Consider the following 20,735-nt stretch of genomic DNA (forward strand, 5'->3'; position numbering starts at 1 on the left):
TCGCAAAGGGGTGATCCCGATGTCCGAACAAACTGTAGCTAGTCGTCTGGAGAAGCTTGGCATCGTGCTGCCGAAGGCGAGCGGACCAGCGGCGAAGTACGCGAATTATGTGCTGGTGAACGACCTGCTGTTCCTCGCAGGCAAGGGACCATCAGGCGGTCCGAAGGGTAAGCTTGGCAAGGACTATACGACCGAGGAGGGCTATGCCTTCGCCCGTCAGGCGGGGCTGGAGGTGCTGGCAGTTGTACAGGACGCTCTCGGCTCGCTTGACCGGGTGAAGCGGGTTGTCAAGGTTCAAGGCTTCATCCATGCTGCCGACCATTATGAGGAGATTCATAAGGTGCTCAATGGCTTCTCCGATCTCATGTTCGAGGTGTTCGGCGAAGAGAAGGGCGCTCATACCCGCTCGGTGCTCGGCGCCGCTGCGCTTCGGGACCAGCTGCCGGTCGTCGTTGATACGATTTTTCAGGTGGAGCCAGAGTAGGTGTACAGGCTAGTGAGCATGCGCAGATAAAAGAAGAGCCCGTCAACCCGCAAGGAGCTCAGCTCGTTGCAGGTGACGGGTTCTTGCGTATGTCGGTCGCTCACGGCACCACTCTACTCTTCTTGCGCACTCACATCGTGTTGCAGCGGTAGACAGATCGCAAGCTCGCACGTATAGGAACGCTTGCTATCGCCGGATAACTCCCGCTCGGTCCTCCGTCCTGAGAATGGACCGATGGAGACGGTACCGCCTAGCAGGTGCACCCGCTCCATCATCGTGGACAGCCCGAAGCCCAGCTTCGCAGATGTATACGCCCTCCCGTCGTTCGCTAGACTGAAGTGAAGCTCACGGCCATCGGCGTGTATACGCAGCAGGAAGCGGCGGCATTCGCCGTGCCTGATGCCATTGGTAATTCCCTCCATTAGTGCGTGGTACAGCACCTGCTGCATCAGGCTGCTCATGCTCATGGGCGGGAGGTCGATATCTGTCTCGATGATGACGCCGGTATGCTCTGTCGTCTCAGCGAGCAGCTCATTGACGGCCTGCTGGAGGTCGAATGCTTGGGCATCGTCTGCCAGCAATCGGACGGAGCGCCGAATGTCGTCCAGACCCTTGCGCACAAGCGACTGCACATCGTTAATCTGCTGCAGACTGAGACCTATGTCGCGTTCGGCAATCTTCTTGACCGCCTCCAGCTGCACGACAGCTGCGGTCAGCGTATGACCGACGACATCATGCATCTCGTGTGCGATTCGGCTGCGCTCTTCGAGCACCGACACCTCGACCATAGCCTCGGCAGCTTCACGGATGGAGCCAACAAGTGCCTCACTCGTCTCCTTCAGCTCAGCGGTTCGCTGATCGACCAACGCCTCCAGCAGGTGATGGAAGCGGGATAGCTCCAGATGCGTCTGGACACGAGCCAGAAGCTCACCGCGGGAGAACGGCTTCGGAATATAATCGTTCGCACCGGCCTCGAAGCCAAGTGTTAAGTCCTCTACCGTGCTGCGGGCCGACAGCATGATAATCGGCAGCTCGCTGGCATTCCATCGCTCCCGGATACGTCTGCATACCTCGTAGCCGTTCATTCGCGGCATCATCACATCAAGCAGCACAAGGGCCGGAGGGGACATGCTCGATTCGAGCAGTGCTAGCGCCTCGACTCCGTCTTGGCAGGACTTGAGCAGGAGACTTCCATTTCCAAGGAAATTATACAGTACTTGCACATTCACCGGCTCATCGTCGACGATCAGAACTACGGGCAGTTGCTGGTGTGTGTTGCCATCTGAATAGGCAAGGGGAGCATTCACGTGCTCGCTCCAGTCATGGGAAGCTTCCAAGATGCTCGCAGCTGGGGTCGGGGATGCTCCTGCTGGCAGCTCCGTGACAGGAAGTGTGAATATGACCTGTGTACCCGAGGGAGCAGCTTCATTCGGCTTCACGATCAGCGTACCGCTGTGCAGCTCGATGAGCCGCTTCGAGATCGACAGACCAAGACCCGTACCGCGCATCCCGTCCGAGGAGGAGAAGGGCTCGAACAGCAGCTCCGCCTTATCGGGCGTAATGCCTTCGCCTGTGTCCGCGACAATAAACTCCACGTACCGTTGCTCCGGCAGCTCGCGAATCATGACCTTCACGCTGCCATGCTCGGTATATTTGATCGCATTGCCGATGAGGTTGTACAGCACCTGCTCGAGACGACCTTCGTCTGCCACAATAAGCGGACAGCCTGGGCGGATGGAGAGCTCGGTGGACAGTCCTTTTTTATCCGCGAGAGGCTTCAGCATCGTCATGACGACGTTAGCGGCATGGGCCGCATCGACAGGGGCGAGCTTCAGCTCCACATCCTTGTGCTTCAGCCTGTTGAAGTCTAAGATTTCTCCGACAAGTCGGAGCAGCCGATCGGAGCTATGGTGTATCATGCGCAGGCTCTCGCGCGTTCTAGCGCTTAGTGCCCCGGTATCATCAGCCAGCAGCGACTCGGCCAGACCGGCAATACCGTGCAGCGGCGTCCGCAGCTCATGGGAGGTGTTGCGCAGGAAGTCATCCTTCAGCTTATCGAATTGCGCGAGCGCGGCATTTTTGACTGCTAATTCTTCTGCATACTGGGCAAGACGCTTATGAATGTCTGAGAACCGTCGAAACATCATGACCGCAAGACAGAACAGGAAGACGATGAAGCCTCTGGGCAGCAGATCCTGCGTAAATAGGTAGAAAACGAATAAGGATCCGTCCAGGTCACGGAGAGAATCAGTTATGTAGTTTTTGGTTAAATGGCCGGAGGCGGACACGAGCAGGACGACGAAGCCGACCGTAAGCCATCGCACATCTTGATTCCACTTCGATTGTGCTCCAAACCGAATGAGCGTGTAAGCTACCGTAAGCAGTACAGGTACGAACAGGTACGGCAGCCCATAGGACAGCATCGCGAAATACCATCGATCACTTATCACTCCGACCACTGCTGATAATAGTGTGTATGCTGCAAAGCTGCTGATCAACCAGCGATAGATACGTCCAAATGTATTGCCCAACGCTTCGCCGTAGAAGCCGATGAACGCGAGAATGCCAAGCGGCAGTAACACATCACGCCAGTAGTAAGCAGCGCCGAAGTCTCCAAAGAATTGCCAGCTCGTCATGAGAGACAAAAAACCGAAGCCTGCTGACAGGCACAGCAAGGAGAACCAAGCGTACAGCCGTTCTTGCCGACGTCTAAGGAACAGTCCAAGCGCAACAAGGCCCGGAAGAATGCACAGCACGGCATACACGAGAAGGGAAGTATCCTGCTTAACAAAATGAAGCACCATCGCATCTCGGCTCATCACTGAATTCCAGTTTGGCAGCAGTGGGCCTCGATTCCACTTCAGCCGCAGCTGCAGCAGCTTGCCGGTATATTCCTTCTTCAGCTGCATGGGGTGAAAAAGGCTGAAGCTATTCACATACATGTTCTGCTGCTTCATATTGAATTCATACGTGAGCTGGCGGTCCACGTACACCTCCGCATACTTCATACCGTACAGAAAAAGGAACGGATCTCGATATCTCAGCTCCGGCAGCTCACGTCTAAGCCAGAGCATGCCTTCATAGGATGTCAGCCGAGATTGTGCCGCCTCATCGAATGGCTCCCAGCGCTTCTCGTCAGCTGGGCCGGGATGATCGCCCCAGAACACCTCCCAGCTTCGACCTAGATGAATGGGCTTCGACTCACTCTCCTCCAGATAAGGCGAGCTGCTTCCCGCAAGGACAGTTGTTGTCATTAGAGACAGCAGTATGCAGGTGAGGAGCATGAAGACGGCAGCCTGTAAACAAGGCGCAAGCGGCCTGCTTCTATGCTTTTTGATCGGGTCCATACGTCTAGGCTTCATGTCAGCAGCAGCTCCTTCAGCCTGAGGACGGCTGCTTGTCGGTCATTAAGACCGATCTTATTGTAGATGACGCTGATGTAATTGCGCACCGTACCCTCGCCCATGAACAGCGCCGACGCAATTTGTTTATTCGAATAGCCTTCAACCATGTGCAGAATAATCTTCCGCTCACGCTCCGTGAACACGAGACCTTCCTGCTTCAGTAGCCCCTCATTGAATAGATCAGCCTTCAGCTGGCTCGTTCGGATTAGCTGTGAGGCAAGCCTTGCTGCGATCGCAGCAGGCAGAATCAGCTCTCCGTCCACAACGTCGCGAACCGTCTGAATGACTCGGTCGGCCGGCATATCCTTGAGCAGGAAGCCATCTGCACCGCAAGACATTGCCTTCACAATAAACTTATCCTCAGGAAACGTCGTCAGCATGATGACCTTGACTTGAGGCTGACGCTGCTTTATCCGCTGCATCGCTTCGATGCCGTCCATGACGGGCATCTTGATATCCATGAGCACGACGCCTGGCTGCAGCAGCTCCGTCATCTCCAGCGCTTGTGCGCCATTCTCGGCTACTCCGACGACCTCAAGATCGTCCTCGAGATTCAAGATCGTCTGCAGCCCATCCCGCAGCAGTCTCTGATCATCCACTATAAGTACACGCGGCATATATGAAGCTCCTTTAATAGAAGTCGTTATTCGATTACAACCTCTTCCTAGTATAACGGATGAGAGCAGTCTCGGTTAAGTGAATAATGACACATTGTGACAAAAGCGATGACAACCGATCACTATTCAAGGCCGCCTCCGACCGATACGATAGCACCATAGCTAGTTCGTTTTCGGTGTTCCGAACGATGAACGGCGATGTATGGAAGGAGATGTTCATAAGATGAGAAAATCATTCAGGAGCAAGGGAACGAGGAATAAAGCAATCGCACTTATTCTAGGACTTGCCATGTCTACCTCGATGCTGGGAGGAGCGCAGCCTGATGCAAGAGCTGAGCAGTCCGGCGTACTCACGGTGTATGACGACCTGCTGTCACCGGAGTTTATCAACTATGGCTGGGCTGAGATGGATCTGGAGGAGTCGACGATCGTTCACGGAGGAAGTCGCTCTGTGCGGCTGAACCCCGATCATGACAAGGCGCTGTACTTCTACAAGGACCGTATTATGGTAGCGGACGATTACGACTCCCTGCGCTTCTGGGTGCACGGCGGCACGACCGGCGGACAGAAGGTGAAGCTTGTGCTTTCTCTCGGCGGTCAAGGTATGGCAGAACGATATGTGGATGAGCTTCTTCCTGGAGGCATTCCTGCTGGTCAATGGGCTGAGGTTAACGTCCGCTTGTCTGAGCTCGGTGTGCAGGGGCTCCTCGACGGCATCTGGCTGTGGGGGGAAGGAGAGCAGGAGTCGATCTATATCGACGATATGCGCTTCATGCCTAAGGATGTAGGCGGCTCGACCTCTGGCGGCTCGACAAGCGGCAATGGCACCTCGACAGGAGGAAGCACATCTGGCGGCGGTACGACAGGCGGCTCTCACGGTCCGAGCGAGCAGCCGATTACCGGCCTTGCCTTCGCCGAGGCGCCACTTGTGCTGCGTACCGGTCAGCTGCAGGCAGCTCGTGTATCAGCTGTGCGAGCAGACGGCTCGGCGCAGGAGCTGACAGAGGGCGTAGCATGGAGCTCGGATGATACGTCCATCGCGACCATATCACAAGGCTTAGTCAGCGCCATGAGCGAGGGTGAGACTATCATTCGTGCGGTGTATAGCGGACGTGAGGCCGTGCTTCCGGTGCGGGTGCTGAAGCCTGCACCTACTCAGCCCGTCGAGCCGGTGGATGGCATCTATATGTTCAGCGATGAGCTTCATGCTTCCATCACAAGCTATAGCTGGGGCGATTACGCGTTGAACGACAGCTCCAACGCTCGCACCGGGGAGAAATCGATTCGGCTCGCCCCTTCCAGCAACAGCGCACTGTACCTCTACAGCAGCTTGCCGATCACGAGCAAGGAATACGAGAAGCTTAGACTATGGGTTCATGGAGGAGCCTCTGGGGGCCAGCAGCTGAAGCTCGTATTGACCTCAGGCGGTCAGCCGGTCAAGGAGCTTCGTCTCGACGAGCTGATCCCAGGCGGTCTGCAAGCCGATACGTGGAGTCCGGTAGAGCTGCAGCTGGCAGAGCACCTTCCGAATGGCTTGTTTGACGGCGTTATCGTCGCTGGTGCCGTCGATGGCGAGCAGCCTCCTGTCTATCTGGATGATCTGGCATTGGTACGTAAATATGTAGCACCGCCTGAGATCGTCGAGGTTCGGATGAATATGCATCAGCTCGTGCTGCTTCCAGGTGAGAGCCAGTCGCTTGCAGCTGAATCGTTCCTGAGCAATGGAGAGACGAAGGTGCTCACGGCTGAAGCCGACTGGCTGAGCGACCGTCCTGATGTCGTGCAGGTTAACGACGGCACCTTAACGGCTCTTCGTCCCGGCATTGCCCTGATTACAGCAACAACCTCAGGGCACACCGCTGAAGCATATGTACAGGTCACCGAGGCTGCAGCAGAGGCGATGTACACCGATGCATTCGAGCCCGGCTTCCACAACCTGAGCTGGCATGAGAAGGATATAGCGAATCACGAGCAGGCGCACAGCGGTGAGCTCTCCATTAAGTTCGAGCCGGATGGCTGGGACGGTGTGTGGCTAGCGGCGAGCGATAAGCGCAGCATCAGTGACTACTACGGCTTCGAGCTATGGCTGCACGGAGGCGCTACGGGCGGTCAGCAGCTGCTCCTTCACGCCTACAACGGCTACACTGGACTCGGAGCGATTCAGGTGAACGAGCTGCTTCCGAGCGGCCTGCCAGCGGGCGAGTGGACGAAGCTGACGGTTAATTTTGCAGAGCTGGGCTTAAGTGCGGGTGAGTTCGACGGCATCATCGTGCAGGCGGCAACGGAGGCGAATCAGAGCGCGGTCTACATCGACGATGTGAGCCTGCTGCGCAACGTGAACGCCGGACAGCTTCCGATGCCAAGGCTGCCGTCCGTGACGATCACGGTAGACCCGAATGCGGAGCGCCGACCGATTAATCCTGACATTTACGGCATTAACTTCAATGATATGCATGTGAATGACTCGGAGCTGGACTTCCCTGTTCAGCGCTGGGGTGGCAACAATACGACTCGCTACAACTGGGAGCTCGATGTTGCGAACCGCGCATCTGACTGGTTCTTCATCAACTACCCGTATGAGCACGAGCAGCCAGAGCAGCTGCCGCACGGCTCGATGGCCGACCGCTTCATGGACGAGACGCACGCACATAACGGCAAGGTGCTGCTGACTGTTCCGACGATCGGCTGGACGCCGAAGGACCGCACCGTAACGTATGGCTTCTCCCAGGCGAAATACGGCCAGCAGCAGGATTCTGCAACCGAGCTTCGAGATGCAGGCAACGGCGTTCGGCCGAATGGCGAGCTGATCACCGGCAACGACCCATTGGATACGTCGAAGCCGATCGGCCCTGAGTTCGTCACACGCTGGATGGAGCATATCTCTGAACGGACAGGAGACCAGGTGAACTTCTATGCGCTGGATAATGAGCCAGAGATCTGGCACGTGACGCATCGCGATGTGCATCCGGAGGCTCCTACCTACGATGAGATCTGGGAGTTCACAGAGCGCTACGGTACGGCGATCAAGGAACAGGACGCGGACGCACAGGTGTTCGGTCCGACATCTTGGGGCTGGTGTGCTTACTTCTACTCGTCAGCGGACAATTGTGCAGACGGACCAGACCGTCAAGCGCACGGCGGCAAGCCGTTCCTGGAATGGTACCTGGAGCAGGTAGCCGCTCATAAAGAGGAGACCGGCGTTCAGCTGGTCGATTATCTCGATATTCACTTCTACCCGCAGGAGCACGTAGTAACCTCCGGTGAGGAAGGCCCACAAGCTGTCAAGCGCCGCTTCCAGTCGTTAAAATCGCTCTACGACCCTTCCTTCGTTGACGAGTCATGGATTCAAGAGCCGATTCGTCTCATCCCACGCATGAAGGAGATGATGCAGGAGAAGCTGCCGGAAGCGAAGCTTGCGATTACCGAGTATAACTTCGGGAACGGAGAAGGCATTAGCGCTGGACTCGCTCAGGCCGAGGCGCTCGCTATATTCGGACGCGAGGGCGTCGACCTCGCCACCCGCTTCGGCGCGATGAAGGCCGGAACGTTCATCGAGGATGCGTTCAAGCTGTACCTCGATTATGATGGTCACGGCTCCAAGGTGACCGGTACGAGCGTGAGTGCGAGGAGCTCGAACGCTGATGCGGTCGGTACGTATTCGATCGAGGGCGAGGACGGCAAGCTGTTCGTCCTGCTGTTCAACAAGGACTCCGTACCGCGCACGGCGAATACGTCGACGCAGGCGGAAGGAGGCTCTGCCGCATCGCTGTATCGATTCGATGCCAAGTCGCACGTTGCGGCAGCAGGCACACTAGCCGTACAAGAGGGAGGCTTGCTGTCCGTGGAGCTTCCAGCACGCTCGGCCACTCTTGTTGTGATCGAGCCGTAATATAGGCTGGGACGTTGCCGCTTGAACATAGAGGCTGCCTGCGGGCGGCCTCTATGTTTATTTATGGGAACGCAAGTCCAGCACTTGACAGACAGCTTGTATGAACGCTATCATAGATATATTAAGTCTATGATTGGAGCGGTGAGCATGAAATACTCCAAGGCGACCAACTACGCCCTCCACACCATGATGTATCTGATAGCTTATGCTACTGACAAGCCGATAGGGGTACAGCAGCTGGCTGAGCTGCAGAGCGTCTCACCAACGTATTTGTCCAAAATATTGACGAAGCTTGTGAAGGCGGGGCTGATCGAATCGGCTTCGGGAGCGAACGGTGGATATCGGGTGAGAGGGGCTAGAGAAGACATCTCTTTCCTTGATATTATTCGCGCGATAGAGGGCAACGTCTCGCTGTTTGAATGCTGTGGCGATGACAACTCTCCATGCTTGATTCACCAGGTCATGCTGGCCTCGGAGGAAGCGATGGAGCAGCATTTGAAGAACACTCGTCTGGTGGATATTGCGAATCAAATTCCACGAGTTTGAAGCTTGCTGAGCAAGCTTCAAGTCTATTGTAATTACGGATATTGAATGTCTTCGAAGTCTATTATAATGATGTGGAGGGATTACAAGTATGATCTACGATTGCGCCATTATTGGCGGCGGACCAGCTGGCTTGAATGCAGCTCTAGTGCTCGGCCGGGCTAGACGGACGGTTGCACTATTTGACGATCATCGCCCAAGGAATGCGGTCACCCATGCCTCGCACGGCTTCATCACGCGAGATGGTATACATCCGTCCGAGTTTCGACGTATTGCTTATGAGGAGGTGCTCGGTTATCCGACCGTCTATCATTGGCAGGCCGAGGCGATAGACATACGCAGGACGGGGCATGGATTTGTCGTTCGGATGGCATCGGGTGAAGCTGTAGAAGCACGCAGAATTATACTGGCTGCAGGGCTGAAGGAGACGTTTCCACAGATCGAGGGCTTGAGCGATTATTATGGTAAAAGCTTATTCGCCTGCCCGTTCTGCGACGGCTGGGAGCTGCGGGATCGTCCGCTGGTCGTCATCTCCGAGTTTCCTGCCTTGATGCACAAGGTGAAGCTGCTGCTGAACTGGAGCGCTGACCTTGTCGTGTGCACGAATGGCAGTAGCGTGCTGAGCATCGAGCAGCGGCAGCAGCTCGCAGACCGTCATATTCGTGTTGTCGACAGTCGAGTCGTCTCCCTGACGGGTAGCAATGGAATGCTGGAGCGGGTTCACTTTGCTGACGGAACCTCGCTCGCCCGCAGTGGCGGCTTCATCGACCCGACCTTGACGTCGAAGGCGGTATTCCATCAACCTCTTGGCTACCATCTCACCGAGCACGGTGGCATCGTCATCGATGAGATGGGGCGAAGTACCGCAGAAGGCGTGTACGCGGCCGGAGATTCGGCCTATCTCATGCCGTCGCAGCTCATCTATGCCGCAGCCTCCGGCAGCAAGGCGGCGATGGCTGTCTTCGCGGATTATATCGAGGAGAGCTGGCAGCTGAGCGGTCATTAATGGGGCGAACCAGTTGCGGTGTTTATGTTCAACCTAGTGAAAGGTTAGGGTAGTGAATCACCTTGTCGGATTTTCCACAGCTCTCCATACATTCTGCGTCTTGCAAACGATCGATACCTAGGTCTATGATGGAAGAAAGGATGTTGTACGATCGCAGAGGAGGCTATCGGAATGAATAAAGTACGATGGGGAATGATCGGCTGTGGCAATGTGACCGAGGTGAAGAGCGGTCCGGCCTTCAAGCTCGTCCCGCATTCGGAGCTCGTGGCCGTCATGAGGCGGGATGCTGCGCTTGCAGCGGATTACGCACGCCGTCATCAGGTGCCGCGCTGGTACTGTGACGCAGAGGAGCTGATTCACGATCCGGAGGTCGATGCGATCTATATCGCGACACCTCCTTCTACGCATATGGCGTATACGCTGGCTGCTGCGAAGGCGGGCAAGCCTGTATATGTCGAGAAGCCGATGGCTGTGAATGCGATCGAGGCTCAAGCGATGATCGACGCTTGCCGTGCGGCGAACGTTCCGCTGTATGTAGCGTTCTACCGCAGGGCGCTGCCGCGCTTCCAGAAGGTGAAGGAGCTGCTGGCCGAAGGAGCGGTCGGCGAGCTTCGTTATGTGACGACGGTGCAGTACCAGACAGCGTTGAACGTAGCTGATGGGGGAGCACTGCCGTGGCGCGTGCAGCCAGAGCTGTCAGGCGGCGGTCTCTTCTATGATCTGGCGAGCCATACGCTCGACCTGCTCGATCACTTGCTCGGCCCGATCGCCGAGGTGCAAGGCTTTGCCTCGAATCAGGCTGGCCTGTATCGTGCCGAAGACATCGTCACGGGCACGTACCGATTCGAGTCAGGCGTTCATGCGGTCGGGACGTGGTGCTTCTCCGCGTATGCACGCGAGGACCGTAACGAGCTCGTCGGCAGCAAGGGAAAGCTCGTCTTCTCCACGTTCGGTCACGAGCCGATTCGACTCGAGACGGCTGAAGGTGTGCAGGAGTGGGCGTTCGAGGCGCCGAAGCATATTCAGCAGCCGCTCATCGAGACGGTCGTGCAGGACATTCTAGGTCTTGGCACCTGTTCGAGCACAGGCGCATCGGCCATCCGCACGAACCGGGTGATGGACCAGATGGCAGGCAGCTACTATTCCCGATAAGTCGAATGAATAACAACGAAGCCCCAAGAGATCCGCATCGTCAGCATAGCTCGACTAGCGGATTGTCTCTTGGGGCTTTTCGTTGTTCCTTACGGATTAGCATGCACCTGCGAACCCTTACTTGCTCAGGCTGACGCTCCAGTCGTGTACCATATGGCCCTCAAGGAACTTCTCGCACTCGAGCGCTGCCATACAGCCGCTGCCTGCTGCTGTGATCGCTTGGCGGTACTTGCTGTCCTGCACGTCGCCGCAGGCGAACACGCCCTCGACATTCGTCATCGCTGAGCCTGGCTTCACGAGAATGTAGCCGGTCTCATCCGTCTCGATCTGACCGCCGAGGAAGGCGGTGTTCGGGCGGTGTCCGATGGCGACGAATATTCCATCTGTTTCCAGAACTTCCTCTTCGCCGGTCTCGTTATTTTTTACCTTCAGTCCCGTGACACCCTTGTCGCCAGACAGCACCTCCAGCGGTGTCCGGTTCAGGCCCCATTTGACCTTCTCATTCTCGCGGGCACGGTCCTGCATAATCTTGGAGGCGCGCAGCTCCTCGCGGCGGTGCACGAGCGTCACCTCGGAGGCGAAGCGGGTCAGGAAGTTCGCTTCCTCCATCGCGGAGTCGCCACCGCCGACGACGATAATTTTTTTGCCGCGGAAGAAGAAGCCGTCACAGGTCGCACAGGTGCTCACGCCGCGTCCGATGCTCTCCTTCTCATTCGGGATGCCGAGCAGCTTGGCCGATGCGCCTGTAGAGATGATCAGCGACTCGGCGACGAGCTCGCCGATGCCCTCAACCTGCAGCTTGAACGGGCGCTCGGACAGGTCGACGCTGTTCACCCAGCCGGTGCGGAATTCCGCGCCGAACCGCTCGGCTTGCTTGCGCATATTGGCCATAAGCTCAGGACCCATGATTCCTTCCGGGAAGCCAGGGAAGTTCTCCACCTCAGTCGTGGTCGTCAGCTGGCCGCCTGGCTCCGGTCCTTCGATGACGAGCGGGTTCAGGTTAGCGCGTGCGAGGTAGATGGCGGCAGTCAGGCCGGACGGTCCTGTGCCGATGACGATGCTTTTGTACATAGTAATACCCTCCATGTGTATAAGTGGTTTGTTATGTATTATATCAATCGGTGGTGCGAGCGCGCATGATCGGATTATGATGGTTTGATGAAGATCCGATGAAGACGCGCTGGCGATCGTTCCACTCGAAGGCCGAGATGGAAGCAGCCCCCTATATGTAGTATAGCGATATATGGCTCTTTGCACTACCCAACCTCAACCGATTTTGATACATTGTAGACACGATTGGACAATCAGCTCTCAGCTGCATAGCATGAGCCAATATAACGGGGGGATGAACCATGTATAAGCTCCTATTGGTAGAGGATGAAGAGGACGTACGCGAGGGCATCGTTCAAGAGATCGATTGGGCGGCGTACGGCTTCGAGATTGTCGACACGGCGGAGAATGGCAAGGAGGCGATGGAGCTTGTCGAGCGGTGGGCGCCAGATGTGGTCGTCACCGACATTCGGATGCCATTCATGGATGGACTTGCGCTGTCCGCGTGGCTGCGGGAGCAATATCCGGCGATCCGAATCATCATTCTGACAGGCTTCGACGAGTTCGAATATGCGCAGAAGGCGATTCGGCTCCATATTGATGAATACGTGCTTAAGCCTTTTTCCGCGCAGGAATTGATTGATGTGCTACTCCGTATCAAGCTTAAGATCGATGAGGATACAGACCGGATGAAGAATTTGCATACCTTGGAGGAGCATTACCGCCAAAGCTTGCCTGTTCTCCGCGAAGTATTCTTGTCTTCCCTTGTCACTCATAAGCTGCCTCGCCAGCAGGTGACGGATAAGGCGGCCAGCTACGAATTGGATCTGGACGCTCAGTCGTACGCCGTGTCTGTCATTAGTATCGACAAGCCCGATGAGAACGGGAACGAGCGCGCCGACATAATCGGTCGGAATTCGCTTAAATACTCGCAGAATATGGAATTGAAGGCGTTCGCAGCGCTAAATATTTCCGGGGAAATTGTCACAAAGCATCAGCTAGGTCTCATCTTCGTCCATCACAGTGAGCTCGTGGTCCTCTCGATGTGCAGGTCAGGCAGCCCCGAGCAGCTGCTCCCAAGCACACTTGCTGTACTAGAGGAAATTCGACAGAGTATTGAAAAGTATTTGAAGCTTACGGTCACGATCGGCGTCGGAACGGTACGCTATGATGTGACTGAGCTGTCCTATTCGTATAAGGACGCCGTCCGTGCGCTCGATTATCGTCTTGTACTGGGCGGTAATCGACTTATCTACATCGGAGATGTGGAGTCGCGTCATGTCGACAAGCTCGTCTTCGATGAGCTGAAGGAGCAATCGCTCATTCGCTGCTTGAAGGTGGGGACCTTGCAGGAGATTCAATCTACCGTCCATAGCTTGTTCGACGAGCTTACGGATGCGCACGTGTCCGTCAAGGATTGTCACATCTACCTGCTGGAGCTGCTGACGGCGGTGCTGAAGGCGGCGAAGGACGCCCGTGCGGATCTCGATGCGATCTTCGGCGCGGACTTCAGTCCGCTCGCGGAGCTGCATCGGCTGGCGAATTTGCAGGAGGCGAGAGGCTGGATGCTCGGCTTATGCACGCGGCTGACGCAGAGCATCGCGTCGGATCGGCAATCGTCATACAGCTCACTTGTCGAGCAGGCGAAGGCGTTCACACTCACTCATTACCACGACAGCGACATCTCGATCCATAAGGTGTGCGGACATTTGCACATTAGTGCGGGGTACTTCAGCAGCATTTTCAAGAAAGAAACAAAGCTGACGTTCGGCGCGTACCTGATGCACATTCGGATGGAGGCGGCGAAGGAGCTGCTGCGGACGACAGATATGAAAGCGTTTGAAATCGCTGAGAAGGTCGGCTACACAGAGCCGAACTACTTCAGCTTCTGCTTCCGCAAGCATGTCGGCATCTCGCCGAAGGAATACCGCGCTGCCGTAGAGGGCGGCTCGTCATGAGTGCTCGTCGAGGGGCTGCAGAGCGGCTGACACGTCTTGTGCAGCGTATCGTCGACACGTGGCGCGGGAAAAGTATCCAGTTCCTCTTGACCGCTTCCTTCACCTTCATCACGCTGCTGGCGATCGTCATTGTCAGCGGGATGTTGTACAACAAATTTGCCCGTACGGCCGAGGACAACGCCTTCATCAGCAACGAGCAAATTGTCGAGCAGGTGAAGTACAATCTGGAGATCTACCTGCACAATATGGCGCAGCTGTTCACGGCTGTCGATCGGAGGCTGCAGTCGGCGGACGGCAAGTCGGAGGAGCGGGTGCTGGAGCAGGTCGAGGCGTTATTCGAATCGCGGAGCGATGTTGTGTCGATGGGACTGTTCCGCTCGAACGGGACGCTGCTTGGGAGCCTCCCCGACGTTCCGATGCGCCGTAATACGGGGCTGACCGAGCAGAGCTGGTTCCGGGGAGCGCTGGAGGCGCCGGATCACCTCACCTTCTCGCTGCCTCACGTGCAGAATCTGTACAAGGGCGAGTATAAGTGGGTCGTGTCGATGAGCAAGGCGATGACGATTACGCGGCAAGGCAAGCCCGAGCAGGTCGTGCTGCTGATCGATGTTAATTTCAAGACGATCGACGATCTGCTGCGGCGAGTCAGTCTTGGCAAGAAGGGCTACGTCTACATTATCGACGAGTCGGCGGGCAATATGGTGTACCATCCGCAGCAGCAGCTCATCTATGCAGGCTTGAAGTATGAGAATGTCGAGCAGGCGCTGAAGTACACGTATGGTCGTTATGTCGACGAGTCTAGCGGAGAGAAGCGGCTGATTACGATCAAGACGGTGAACAATATCGGCTGGAAAATAATCGGCGTCTCGTACATGGACGAGCTCGTGACGACGCGTCGGGAGGTCGGAGCGTTCCTCGTGTGGCTGCTGCTGTTCGTCATCGTGCTCGTGCTGCTCATCTCGATGTTCATGTCGGCTCGCATCTCGATGCCGATCAAGCGGCTAGAGCGGTCGATGCGCAAGGTTGAGCAGGGCGACTTCGACATTCATCTCGAGGTGCAAGGGGATGATGAGGTCGGGCGGCTGTCGCGCCGCTTCAACTTGACCGTCGTGCGCATCCGTGAGCTGATGAGCCAGATTATCGTCGAGCAGGAGGCGAAGCGCAAGGGAGAGCTTGAGGTGCTGCAGGCGCAGATCAATCCGCATTTTCTATACAATACGTTGAACTCTGTTGTACGGATGGTGGGCAGCGGCAAGAGCGAGGACGTCGTGACGATGATTACGTCGCTGTCGAAGTTTTTCCGTATCAGTCTCAGCAAGGGGAAGCCAGTTATTACGGTGCAGGAGGAGCTCGAGCATGTGCGTCATTACTTGACGATTCAGAAAATGCGCTACAAGCGCAAGTTCGACTTCGCGATCCGTGCGGACGACGAGGTGCTCGCTTGCCGAACGCTGAAGCTCGTGCTGCAGCCTGCTGTGGAGAACGCGATCTACCACGCGATCGAGATGATGGTCGATGAAGGCTTCATCGACGTGACGGCCCAGCGCGTCGGCAGCCGGGTCCGTCTGCAGGTGCAGGACAACGGGCCCGGCATTGCGCCTGACAAGCTGCCGCAGCTACTGCAAGGCAACGTGACAAGCGTCGAAGGCTCCGGCGTCGGTCTGCGCAACGTGCATGAGCGGCTGCGACTGCAGTTCGGGGAGCCGTATGGGGTAGAGCTCGATAGCGAGCTGGAGGTCGGAACGACCGTTACGCTGTGGCTGCCGTATGAGCTGGAGGCGAGTGCTACGAGAGAAGGGGAGTCGGGATGCGTATAGGTGGTGCGACAGAGGTGCTAGTGCGGCTCGGGGTTACTGGGGAGGTAAAGCATACAAGCCATCGCCGCCTTACTTCGCGGCTAGCTGTATTCCTGCTAGCGGCAGGGCTACTGCTCACGCTCTCCGGCTGCAACGGGTCGGACTATGATACGAAGCCGCACCGGAGTCAGGAGCAGCGTCAGATCGCGCTCGTGCTGAAGAGTCAGACGAGCGACTTCTGGAAGACGGTTCGGACTGGAGCGGAGGCGGCGGCCAAGGAGTTCAACGTCGAGCTGTTCGTCGAGGCCGCATCGGGCGAGGAGGACGTGCAGGAGCAGCTGCAGCTTGTCGAGCAGGCTGTACACTACAAGCGGGATGCGATCGTGCTTGCGGCCAACGACGGGATGGCGCTCGCCGCGCCGGTGAACCGGGCAGCTGCTGCAGGCATACCGGTCATCTCCATCGACACCGAGCTGCACGAAGCGAAGACGGCCGCCTTCATCGGCATCGACCACTACGACGCCGGGCGCAAGGCAGGGGAGAAGCTGGCCGCGCTGCTCGGCGGTGCAGGACGCGTCGCCATCGTCAGCTTCAGACCGGAGCTGCGCCATACGGCAGAGCGCGAGCGCGGCGTATTGGAGGCGCTGCAGCGTCATCCGGGCATCCGCGTCATCGCCAAGGCGCACTGCACCTCCAGCGAGACGCTGTGCGTCGAACAGGCGCGGGAGCTGCTGGAGGACGATGAGCCTGTGAATGGCATCGCAGCGCTGCATGCGGTATCGTCGCTCGGCGTCGCCCGCGAGCTCGAGCGTCTCGGTCTGCAGGGCCAGGTGCAGGTCGTCACCTTCGACAGCACGCAGGAGGACATCGAATATTTACAGGAGGGTGTGATCCAAGCGACCGTCGTTCAGAATCCGTTCACCATGGGCTACCTCGGCGTGAAGTACGCCGTCGACGCCCTGCAGGGTGCGAAGCTGCCTGAGCGCTACGACACTGGTACGACGGTGATTGATCAGCACAATATGTTCTGGACGGATAATCAGAAGCGGCTGTTTCCGTTTGTGAAGTGAGTGGAGTGGGTTTCATACCAATTAGCACATTTCAAGGTGCCTTGGGGGGTTGATCCTGGGGCTGAGGGTGATCAGATATAGGGATAGCCTTCAGGGATAAAGATCGATACGAACAAACATTCTATCAACTATTGGAATGATGTGGTAGAATAATAGAGTACAATTGAATCTTGGGTGGGCATGGTTTCCCTTCGGAAGGAGGTGAAGCCATGGAAGTTAAAGATGCATTACAACTCATGTTCCAATTTGGAATGTTTGTCCTTGCACTTTTAACGTACATCGTGATGATCATCAAGAGAAAGTAAAAACCCACCCCAAGGTTGACATGCCGAAGGTGGGTTTTTGTCCTTTTGACTAGAGGGGATAACCCCATCCAAGCCAACTGTATAGCCGAGTGTTCGCTGCACTCGGTTTTTCTTATAAAGATCATATCATAATTAAAAGACGATGAAAACCCGAGAATACGAAGTAATGAATAAAGACCTGAATAAAGACCTATTTAACCTTGTCAAGGAATTTTTCGAGTAGCTCGAAGAAGGCCGGATCATCCTATAACACCGTATTCACGCTGCGGCTCCTGTGGAGTCTTGGTCTGCCCGAAGCTAACTCGGAGAAGCGGAATCAGGCAGACAACCCTGCGAGGCTAAGTGGCGGAGCCACTGGATGATCCTTTAGAGGTGTTAAGATCAACTGCACCAATAGATCGATAGATGAGGCGTATGGCCTGATCTTCAATTGGATGAAGGAGAATGGGTATGCTCAGAAATTTCTGGACAATTCGTTCCCTATAGAGATTTATTATCTGGAAGATCATGTGGACGAAGAATATGTAGAGATTCTAATTCCAGTCAGAGCTTGATGAATGCTTCTCGAAAAGCCTGCGGCCCGCGTCGCAGGCTTTTCATGTTCCATAATGCCCTCTATCGCGAACATATGAGAATTTCAATAGAACAGATGAGGATATTGCATGTGCTTTGGACCGAAAATCCCACATAATGAAAGACGTAAGCAGCACCACGAGCCGACACACCCACTACAAAGACAAACGGAGGTCTTGATCAATGAATAAGAAACTCATCTCGATGATGGCAGCAGCATCTCTCGCGGTATCGGTGACCGCATGCGGTGGCGGCGGAGCGACGACTCAGCCCGGCACAGGCGGCAATGCCAGCGGTGGAGCGGCAACGCCTACGCTTGGCGTCGCGATCTATAAGTTCGACGATACGTTCATGACGGGCGTACGCAACGCGATTCAGACAGCAGCCGAGGGGAAGGCCAAGGTTGAGATCGTGGACAGTCAGAACTCGCAGCCGACGCAGAACGATAAGGTGGACTTGTTCATTACGAAGAAGGTGAACGGTCTTGCGGTCAATCCGGTTGACCGTACGGCGGCGAGCGTCATGATCGACAAGGCGAAGAACGCGAGCATCCCGATCGTCTTCTTCAACCGAGAGCCGCTGGCGGACGACATGAAGAAGTGGGATAAGGTGTACTACGTCGGCGCGAAGGCGGAGCAGTCCGGTACGATGGCCGGTCAGCTCGTCGTCGACTACTTCAAGTCGAAGCCGGAGGCGGATAAGAACAAGGATGGCGTGCTGCAGTACGTCATGCTGAAGGGTGAGCCGGGGCACCAGGACGCGGAGCTGCGCACGAAGTTCTCCGTTAAGGCGGTCGAGGATGCAGGTGTTAAGGTCGAGAAGCTGGCAGAGGATACTGCGATGTGGGATCGTGTCAAGGGTCAGGAGAAAATGGCCGCCTTCCTCGCATCCCACGGCGATAAGATCGAAGCTGTATTCGCGAACAACGACGATATGGCGCTCGGCGCGATCGAGGCGCTTAAGGCGAAGGGTTACTTCAAGGACAACAAGTACATTCCGGTTGTCGGCGTAGACGCTACAGCACCTGCGGTCAAGGCGCTCGAGGAAGGCACGCTGCTCGGTACCGTGCTGAACGATGCGAAGAACCAAGGCAAGGCGACGCTCATGCTGGCTCATGTGCTCGCTTCCGGTCAAGCGCCGACGAAGGAGAATGTAGGCTACGACATCACAGACGGCAAGTACGTATGGGTGCCGTACAAGAAGATTACGAAGGCGAACATGAACGACGCGAAGTAAGACGAGCGGCGCGATGCATCGCATAAGTGGTGCAAGCGTTGCAAGAGGCATACGCAGCACAAGCGGGCAGGGCTGATGAAGGTGCGAGCGGCCCTGCCTTTTTTCGTACGCAAGGAGGCGTGAAGAGATGACGGAACCCCGTTACTTGCTGGAGATGAACGCAATTACGAAGGAATTCCCCGGTGTGAAGGCGCTGGACGGCGTCACCCTGAAGGTGCGTCCGGGCACCGTGCACGCGCTGATGGGTGAGAACGGAGCAGGCAAGTCGACGCTCATGAAATGCTTGTTCGGCATCTACAAGCCGGACGGCGGAGAGATCATACTCGATGGCCGCAAGGTCGAAATGAACCATTCCAAGGATGCGCTGGATCTAGGCGTCTCGATGATTCATCAGGAGCTGCATCCGATTCCGTTCCGCAATGTGATGGAAAACATCTGGCTCGGCCGCTTCCCTGAGAAAGGCTTCGGGCCGTTCAAAATAGTCGATCACCGTAAAATGCTCGAGGATACGCAGCGGCTGCTGGACGACCTCGATATGGACATCGACCCGCACACGATCGTCCGTTCGTTGTCGGTATCGAAAATTCAGTCGCTCGAAATCGCGAAGGCGGTCTCCTTCAACTCGAAGGTGATCGTCATGGACGAGCCGACGTCCTCGCTGACCGGCAACGAGGTCGAGCAGCTATTCCGCATTATTGACCAGCTGCGCAGCCGGGGCGTTGCAATCATATACATCTCACATAAGATGGAAGAAATATTGCGCATCTCCGACGACGTCACGATTATGCGCGACGGGAAGCTGATCGGCACGTGGCCGGCAGCGGAGCTGACGACTGATCTGATCATTACCCGCATGGTCGGCCGCGACCTGAGCCAGCGGTTCCCGGAGCGCCACAATGTGCCGGGCGACGTGCTGATGAAGGTGGACAGCCTGACGTCCATTCATCCGAAGTCGTTCCGCGGCGTCTCGTTCGAGCTGCGCAAGGGCGAGGTGCTCGGCGTCGGCGGGCTCGTCGGCTCGCAGCGGACGGAGCTGATCGAGGCGATATTCGGGATGAGAGCCTTATCGGCTGGCGACATTACGATTCACGGCAAGAAGGTGAGGATCAAGTCGCCGATCGACGCGAAGAAGCACAAGATCGCGCTGCTCACCGAGGAGCGGCGTGTGACTGGTATTTTCCCAGTACTGAACATTAAGGAAAATACGATCATCGCGAATCTGGATCGGTACTTGAACCCGCTACGGCTCATCAACGACCAGAAGGCGCGAGAGGATGCAGAGCTGAACGTAGAGAAGCTGCGCGTCAAGACGCCGAATATTCAGGCGCTCATCAAGAACTTGTCCGGCGGCAACCAGCAGAAGGTGCTGCTCGCTCGCTGGCTGCTCACCGAGCCGGACATTCTCATGCTCGACGAGCCGACGCGAGGCATTGACGTGGGTGCGAAGTTCGAAATTTACTCGATTATCGCGGACCTGGCCAAGCAAGGCAAAAGCATCATCATGATTTCTTCAGAAATGCCGGAGCTGCTGGGAATGTCTGACCGGATCATGGTCATGTCCGACGGGATGCTGTCCGGTGTCATCGATGGCAAGCAAGCGACGGAGGAAGAAATTATGCGCCTGGCTGCGAAGCATCTGGGCTAACGAAGGA

The 20,735-nt window shown here is 56.4% G+C and carries 14 protein-coding genes; 11 read left to right on the forward strand and 3 right to left on the reverse strand.

Annotated features, from left to right (window positions below):
* The first annotated feature begins 19 nt into the window (after positions 1–19).
* Complete coding sequence (locus PAE68_RS05695) at positions 20–484, forward strand: RidA family protein (protein WP_281884958.1); 465 nt, start codon at positions 20–22, stop codon at positions 482–484.
* A 113-nt stretch (positions 485–597) separates the two neighbouring features.
* On the opposite strand, the gene PAE68_RS05700 is transcribed toward PAE68_RS05695, so the two are convergent.
* Positions 598–3,846: an ATP-binding protein gene (locus tag PAE68_RS05700; protein ID WP_281884959.1), complete on the reverse strand. Its 3,249-nt coding sequence runs from the start codon at positions 3,844–3,846 to the stop codon at positions 598–600.
* On the reverse strand, positions 3,843–4,505 hold the full coding sequence (locus PAE68_RS05705) for a response regulator transcription factor (protein ID WP_281884960.1): 663 nt from the start codon (positions 4,503–4,505) through the stop codon (positions 3,843–3,845). The genes PAE68_RS05700 and PAE68_RS05705 overlap by 4 nt, the downstream gene beginning before the upstream one ends.
* A gap of 223 nt (positions 4,506–4,728) precedes the next feature.
* Here PAE68_RS05705 and PAE68_RS05710 point away from each other — a divergent pair, with 223 nt between their 5' ends.
* From PAE68_RS05710 to PAE68_RS05725, 4 genes are all read left to right on the forward strand, one after another.
* On the forward strand, positions 4,729–8,394 hold the full coding sequence (locus tag PAE68_RS05710) for a glycoside hydrolase family 44 protein (protein ID WP_281884962.1): 3,666 nt from the start codon (positions 4,729–4,731) through the stop codon (positions 8,392–8,394).
* Positions 8,395–8,541: 147 nt separating this feature from the next.
* On the forward strand, positions 8,542–8,940 hold the full coding sequence (locus PAE68_RS05715) for an RrF2 family transcriptional regulator (RefSeq protein WP_281884964.1): 399 nt from the start codon (positions 8,542–8,544) through the stop codon (positions 8,938–8,940).
* A gap of 88 nt (positions 8,941–9,028) precedes the next feature.
* On the forward strand, positions 9,029–9,943 hold the full coding sequence (locus tag PAE68_RS05720; RefSeq protein WP_281884966.1) for an NAD(P)/FAD-dependent oxidoreductase: 915 nt from the start codon (positions 9,029–9,031) through the stop codon (positions 9,941–9,943).
* Positions 9,944–10,114: 171 nt separating this feature from the next.
* The gene (locus tag PAE68_RS05725) at positions 10,115–11,095 is read left to right on the forward strand and encodes a Gfo/Idh/MocA family protein (RefSeq protein ID WP_281884968.1); all 981 of its coding nucleotides are present in this window, start codon (positions 10,115–10,117) and stop codon (positions 11,093–11,095) included.
* Between the two features lie 117 nt (positions 11,096–11,212).
* Here PAE68_RS05725 and trxB read toward each other — a convergent pair whose 3' ends face one another.
* Complete coding sequence (trxB, locus tag PAE68_RS05730) at positions 11,213–12,166, reverse strand: thioredoxin-disulfide reductase (protein WP_281884970.1); 954 nt, start codon at positions 12,164–12,166, stop codon at positions 11,213–11,215.
* A 281-nt stretch (positions 12,167–12,447) separates the two neighbouring features.
* Here trxB and PAE68_RS05735 point away from each other — a divergent pair, with 281 nt between their 5' ends.
* The 6 genes from PAE68_RS05735 to PAE68_RS05760 all read left to right on the forward strand — a co-directional run bounded on the left by PAE68_RS05735 (position 12,448) and on the right by PAE68_RS05760 (position 20,728).
* Positions 12,448–14,103, forward strand: coding sequence for a response regulator (locus tag PAE68_RS05735; protein WP_281884972.1), 1,656 nt, complete (start codon positions 12,448–12,450; stop codon positions 14,101–14,103).
* Positions 14,100–15,920 (forward strand): cache domain-containing sensor histidine kinase, encoded by a 1,821-nt coding sequence (locus PAE68_RS05740; RefSeq protein WP_281884974.1) that lies wholly within the window; start codon positions 14,100–14,102, stop codon positions 15,918–15,920. Before PAE68_RS05735 ends, PAE68_RS05740 begins: the two co-directional genes overlap by 4 nt.
* Positions 15,911–16,969 (forward strand): substrate-binding domain-containing protein, encoded by a 1,059-nt coding sequence (locus PAE68_RS05745; RefSeq protein ID WP_281884976.1) that lies wholly within the window; start codon positions 15,911–15,913, stop codon positions 16,967–16,969. The genes PAE68_RS05740 and PAE68_RS05745 overlap by 10 nt, the downstream gene beginning before the upstream one ends.
* Before the next feature lie 236 nt (positions 16,970–17,205).
* On the forward strand, positions 17,206–17,274 hold the full coding sequence (locus PAE68_RS05750) for a putative holin-like toxin (protein ID WP_281890919.1): 69 nt from the start codon (positions 17,206–17,208) through the stop codon (positions 17,272–17,274).
* Between the two features lie 756 nt (positions 17,275–18,030).
* Positions 18,031–19,083, forward strand: a complete 1,053-nt coding sequence (locus PAE68_RS05755; RefSeq protein ID WP_281884978.1) for a galactose ABC transporter substrate-binding protein — start codon at positions 18,031–18,033, stop codon at positions 19,081–19,083.
* Between the two features lie 127 nt (positions 19,084–19,210).
* The gene (locus tag PAE68_RS05760; protein WP_281884980.1) at positions 19,211–20,728 is read left to right on the forward strand and encodes a sugar ABC transporter ATP-binding protein; all 1,518 of its coding nucleotides are present in this window, start codon (positions 19,211–19,213) and stop codon (positions 20,726–20,728) included.
* The last annotated feature ends 7 nt before the right edge of the window (positions 20,729–20,735 follow it).

It is taken from the genome of Paenibacillus sp. YYML68 (assembly GCF_027923405.1).
In the GTDB taxonomy this organism is placed as follows: domain Bacteria; phylum Bacillota; class Bacilli; order Paenibacillales; family NBRC-103111; genus Paenibacillus_G.

What these genes read in the sequence shown, in the direction of transcription:
- PAE68_RS05695 (WP_281884958.1), top strand. Translation starts at nt 20, where the DNA reads ATGTCCGAACAAACTGTAGCTAGTCGTCTGGAGAAGCTTGGCATCGTG.
- PAE68_RS05700 (WP_281884959.1), bottom strand. Translation starts at nt 3,846, where the DNA reads ATGAAGCCTAGACGTATGGACCCGATCAAAAAGCATAGAAGCAGGCCG.
- PAE68_RS05705 (WP_281884960.1), bottom strand. Translation starts at nt 4,505, where the DNA reads ATGCCGCGTGTACTTATAGTGGATGATCAGAGACTGCTGCGGGATGGG.
- PAE68_RS05710 (WP_281884962.1), top strand. Translation starts at nt 4,729, where the DNA reads ATGAGAAAATCATTCAGGAGCAAGGGAACGAGGAATAAAGCAATCGCA.
- PAE68_RS05715 (WP_281884964.1), top strand. Translation starts at nt 8,542, where the DNA reads ATGAAATACTCCAAGGCGACCAACTACGCCCTCCACACCATGATGTAT.
- PAE68_RS05720 (WP_281884966.1), top strand. Translation starts at nt 9,029, where the DNA reads ATGATCTACGATTGCGCCATTATTGGCGGCGGACCAGCTGGCTTGAAT.
- PAE68_RS05725 (WP_281884968.1), top strand. Translation starts at nt 10,115, where the DNA reads ATGAATAAAGTACGATGGGGAATGATCGGCTGTGGCAATGTGACCGAG.
- trxB (WP_281884970.1), bottom strand. Translation starts at nt 12,166, where the DNA reads ATGTACAAAAGCATCGTCATCGGCACAGGACCGTCCGGCCTGACTGCC.
- PAE68_RS05735 (WP_281884972.1), top strand. Translation starts at nt 12,448, where the DNA reads ATGTATAAGCTCCTATTGGTAGAGGATGAAGAGGACGTACGCGAGGGC.
- PAE68_RS05740 (WP_281884974.1), top strand. Translation starts at nt 14,100, where the DNA reads ATGAGTGCTCGTCGAGGGGCTGCAGAGCGGCTGACACGTCTTGTGCAG.
- PAE68_RS05745 (WP_281884976.1), top strand. Translation starts at nt 15,911, where the DNA reads ATGCGTATAGGTGGTGCGACAGAGGTGCTAGTGCGGCTCGGGGTTACT.
- PAE68_RS05755 (WP_281884978.1), top strand. Translation starts at nt 18,031, where the DNA reads ATGAATAAGAAACTCATCTCGATGATGGCAGCAGCATCTCTCGCGGTA.
- PAE68_RS05760 (WP_281884980.1), top strand. Translation starts at nt 19,211, where the DNA reads ATGACGGAACCCCGTTACTTGCTGGAGATGAACGCAATTACGAAGGAA.